Genomic DNA, 3,097 nt, shown 5'->3' with positions numbered 1-3,097 from the left:
CCCGTTCAAAGCATCCATCTTATCCGGCTTTAAAATCGAGCCTTTTTGATAGCTGGTGATTTCAATTTTAGGACCTGTGTACATTTTTTCAAGCCTGATTATGTACCTCTGCATCGTCCCAAGGTCATTTTCAGCTGTTTTGAGGGCGTTTGTCTGTTCTCTGTCAAACGTATGCAGCTTTTCAATCGTCTGATTGATGTCTTTCATTGCTTTTCGATTTTGTTCATGAAAATCATTGTCATTCAAATCCGGTAAATCAACAATATGGCTGACTTTTGAAATCGCGGCGTTGGCTTTGGATACCAAATGTTTCGTTGTTCGATCAGCCGCGTTTAAGCCTTGTTCCAGATCGTGATCGAGAAAGGCTTGCGAAATATAACCGTTGTGATTCGGTTCGAGGGAATTCAGTGCATTTTTCATTTTTTTTAAAGATGACTCGTATTCCTCAATGAAAGATTCATAAAATCGCAAAAACGGAGTATGACATTCTTCATAAAAGGCACGAATCGCGTCGCCGCCTTTACCTTTTAAAGCATCGTCAAGAGCCGTTATCCCGTCGACGCTTTTTTTGAGATTGGCGATTTCTTCTGATTGCTTTTTTAATTGTTCCAGCGTTTGATCAATTGCATGGTGCAACGCATGGACATCGAGAGTCTTCATGGCATTCTCCTCTAATACTAAAGTTACAATCAGTATAGAGTTTACCACTATACGGAAATGGATTGGTGAATAAATCCTGTTTATCCATGAAAATGAATCTTATTGAGTAGGTCTTAAAACCCAACGCGCTAGACAGAATTTTTCCGAATTCCAAAAAAGGAAAATCATTGTCAAAAAATGATCCTTTTTGTAAAATGAAAGGTATGCAGAAAAAGGAAATTGATAACCTTAATTTTTTGAATATTTTAAATCGACTATACGAAAGGATGATAAGAGCATTGACAGTCAAAATTGCAACTGAAAAAGTTATAAAAATGCTAAATCAATGGTACGGGATGATTAGACAACAAAAAGTTGAACAAGCTATTGCCATAAAGGATGAAATTGAGAACATGCTGCCAATTATGGAAGAAGACCAGGACGTACTATTGTATTTTAATGTTTTGGATTTTCGTCATAAAATCATGTTAGAAAATTTAAATGAATCTAAGCTGCTATTTAAAAAGCTGGAACTGGAAAAAGAGGGTATAGAAAAGACAGATGCTCTGCTCCAATACTATTTCTATTTCTTCTCCGGACAGTATGAATTTCACAACAAAAATTACATAAAAGCAATTAACCTTTATCAAATAGCCGAAGATAAACTTAAACAAATTCCTGATGAAATTGAGAATGCAGAATTTCACTATCGTGTTGCAATTGCATATTATAGAATCAAACAACACTTCTTTTCACTATCCCACGCTCAAAAAGCTTTAGAGTCCTTTCGAGCAGATGACAGCTACTCTGAAAAAGCTATTAATAGTGAAATGATTTTAGGTGCAAATAAAATGGATCTGTTCCGTTATGAAGAAGCCGAAATGCACTATAAAAATGCATTAGATAAGTCACGAGAAGAAAAATTCCCATATGCCGAAAGCTTGGCACTTTATAATTTGGGGCTGAATTATGGACGAAGAAATATGCTATTAGAGTCTGCGAATTGCTTTCGAAAAGCTCTTGAAATCGAAGAATGTCAAAAAAGACGCTTAGCCATTAAAGTAAAGTTCAACTTAGCATTGATCCTTTATAAATTGGGTTTAAATAATGAAGCTCAAAGCTTATGTGAAGAAGGATTATCCGATGCTCAAAAAGTCGATGAAAAAGAATATATAGCAAAAATCAACTTTATCCAAGCCATATATGATAAAGAAGCCTCTGGAAAAATTGAGGAAAGTTTGGAATACTTAGAAGAGAAAAAGTTATGGTTCCACGTTGCCGAATTAATGTTAGAAGCTGCTTTTCATTACAAAGAAACAGGTAACATCACCAAAGCAGCACATTTTTTCGAAAAAGCACATTGTGCAAGAAATCAAATCTTCAAAGTAACGGAGGGATTAAAGTGAAAAAGATTTCAAAAGTGTTTTTACCTACGGTCGTAATAGCTTTAAGTATCATATTATTTTCAGTGCAATCATCGGAAGTAACAATTTCGACCAAATTTAAAGTTATGGATGACGCCGAATTTGCTGTAATTCAAACAGACAGCAAAAATACATTCGAAAAGTCAAATGAAGACGCAATTTTCGGTGCAGCTCATTTTAAACTTACTGAAAACGGTGCATTCGGATAAAGAGAGGCGGACTCATAAGAGTCTGCTTTTTTTGTTCACACAACCCTCAGATAATCCCGAGAGCTGTTGCAAGGTTATAAATGGCCTGCCGTTTGATCTGATAATATTTGTCCTTTTTTCAGCCCAATCTCCATATAAATTTCAATGTCCTTTATTTTTTGGGGAGAGAGATACTTGGCCTTTATGATATTCAATTCATCATCATCAAGACTCTGTGTTAACGCCCTGTCCATCTGTGCAACTTTTAATTCATTTAAGCATTACTTCTCCAAATACATGGTGGCAGAGATTCACTGATAGACATAATTAGACCAAGCCGACTTCATGACATGAGGCATACACATGCTACCATGTTAATAAATCAAATTGGAAAAGTGCCAGGGTTGAATATTAAAGGAATTTCCAAAAGACTCGGCCATGCAAATGTTCAAACAACCCTAAATATATATACACACGCCAATCAAGAATCAGATTTATTGGTGGCGGATGCAATTAGCAAAGTAATAAAACTGGGTGCAAATTAAGGAGTAATTCTCGATTTGCCACCCGTATGCCACCCAACAATTTTTAGACAAAAAAATAACAGTTCCATATATCGAGGAAACTGCGTCAGATCAACATATTCACTTAAGCTTCCAAGCGGGCTCGAACCGCTGACCTCTTCCTTACCATGGAAGTGCTCTACCTGCTGAGCTATGGAAGCATTGGCTCCGCAGGTAGGATTCGAACCTACGACCGATCGGTTAACAGCCGATTGCTCTACCACTGAGCTACTGCGGAATAGAAAAGGCTTCATTTCATGCAAGGTAAAGATATAAATAAACA

General features: G+C 36.5%; 4 protein-coding genes, 2 tRNA genes and 1 pseudogene. 3 read left to right on the top strand and 4 right to left on the bottom strand.

Translation table 11 applies throughout. From position 1 onward, the window contains the following. A partial coding sequence (locus BTR1S_RS21405) for a ribonuclease YeeF family protein (RefSeq protein ID WP_174522863.1) occupies positions 1 to 660 on the bottom strand: 660 nt, incomplete at its 3' end. A 167-nt stretch (positions 661 to 827) separates the two neighbouring features. On the opposite strand from BTR1S_RS21405, the gene BTR1S_RS21400 reads away from it, so the two are divergent. Next, positions 828 to 2,045 carry a Rap family tetratricopeptide repeat protein gene (locus BTR1S_RS21400; RefSeq protein WP_029418786.1) on the top strand — a complete coding sequence of 406 codons (1,218 nt, stop codon included), beginning with the start codon at positions 828 to 830 and terminating at the stop codon, positions 2,043 to 2,045. Then, positions 2,042 to 2,272, top strand: a complete 231-nt coding sequence (locus BTR1S_RS21395) for a hypothetical protein (protein ID WP_029418785.1) — start codon at positions 2,042 to 2,044, stop codon at positions 2,270 to 2,272. Before BTR1S_RS21400 ends, BTR1S_RS21395 begins: the two co-directional genes overlap by 4 nt. A 46-nt stretch (positions 2,273 to 2,318) precedes the next feature. Here the strand turns inward: BTR1S_RS21395 and BTR1S_RS23520 are convergent. Then, positions 2,319 to 2,529: pseudogene (locus BTR1S_RS23520) on the bottom strand (ArpU family phage packaging/lysis transcriptional regulator); the annotation flags it as partial. A gap of 72 nt (positions 2,530 to 2,601) precedes the next feature. Here BTR1S_RS23520 and BTR1S_RS22340 point away from each other — a divergent pair. Next, on the top strand, positions 2,602 to 2,796 hold the full coding sequence (locus BTR1S_RS22340; protein ID WP_034325988.1) for a tyrosine-type recombinase/integrase: 195 nt from the start codon (positions 2,602 to 2,604) through the stop codon (positions 2,794 to 2,796). A gap of 106 nt (positions 2,797 to 2,902) precedes the next feature. On the opposite strand, the gene BTR1S_RS21385 is transcribed toward BTR1S_RS22340, so the two are convergent. Together BTR1S_RS21385 and BTR1S_RS21380 are read right to left on the bottom strand one after the other, a co-directional pair. Next, positions 2,903 to 2,975 (bottom strand) — tRNA-Thr (locus BTR1S_RS21385). A 2-nt stretch (positions 2,976 to 2,977) separates the two neighbouring features. Next, positions 2,978 to 3,052, bottom strand: a tRNA-Asn gene (locus BTR1S_RS21380). Between the last annotated feature and the right edge of the window lie 45 nt (positions 3,053 to 3,097).

It is taken from the genome of Bacillus sonorensis NBRC 101234 = KCTC 13918, from assembly GCF_001592005.1.
In the GTDB taxonomy this organism is placed as follows: domain Bacteria; phylum Bacillota; class Bacilli; order Bacillales; family Bacillaceae; genus Bacillus; species Bacillus sonorensis.
This window is presented reverse-complemented; position numbering and strand designations above follow the sequence as displayed.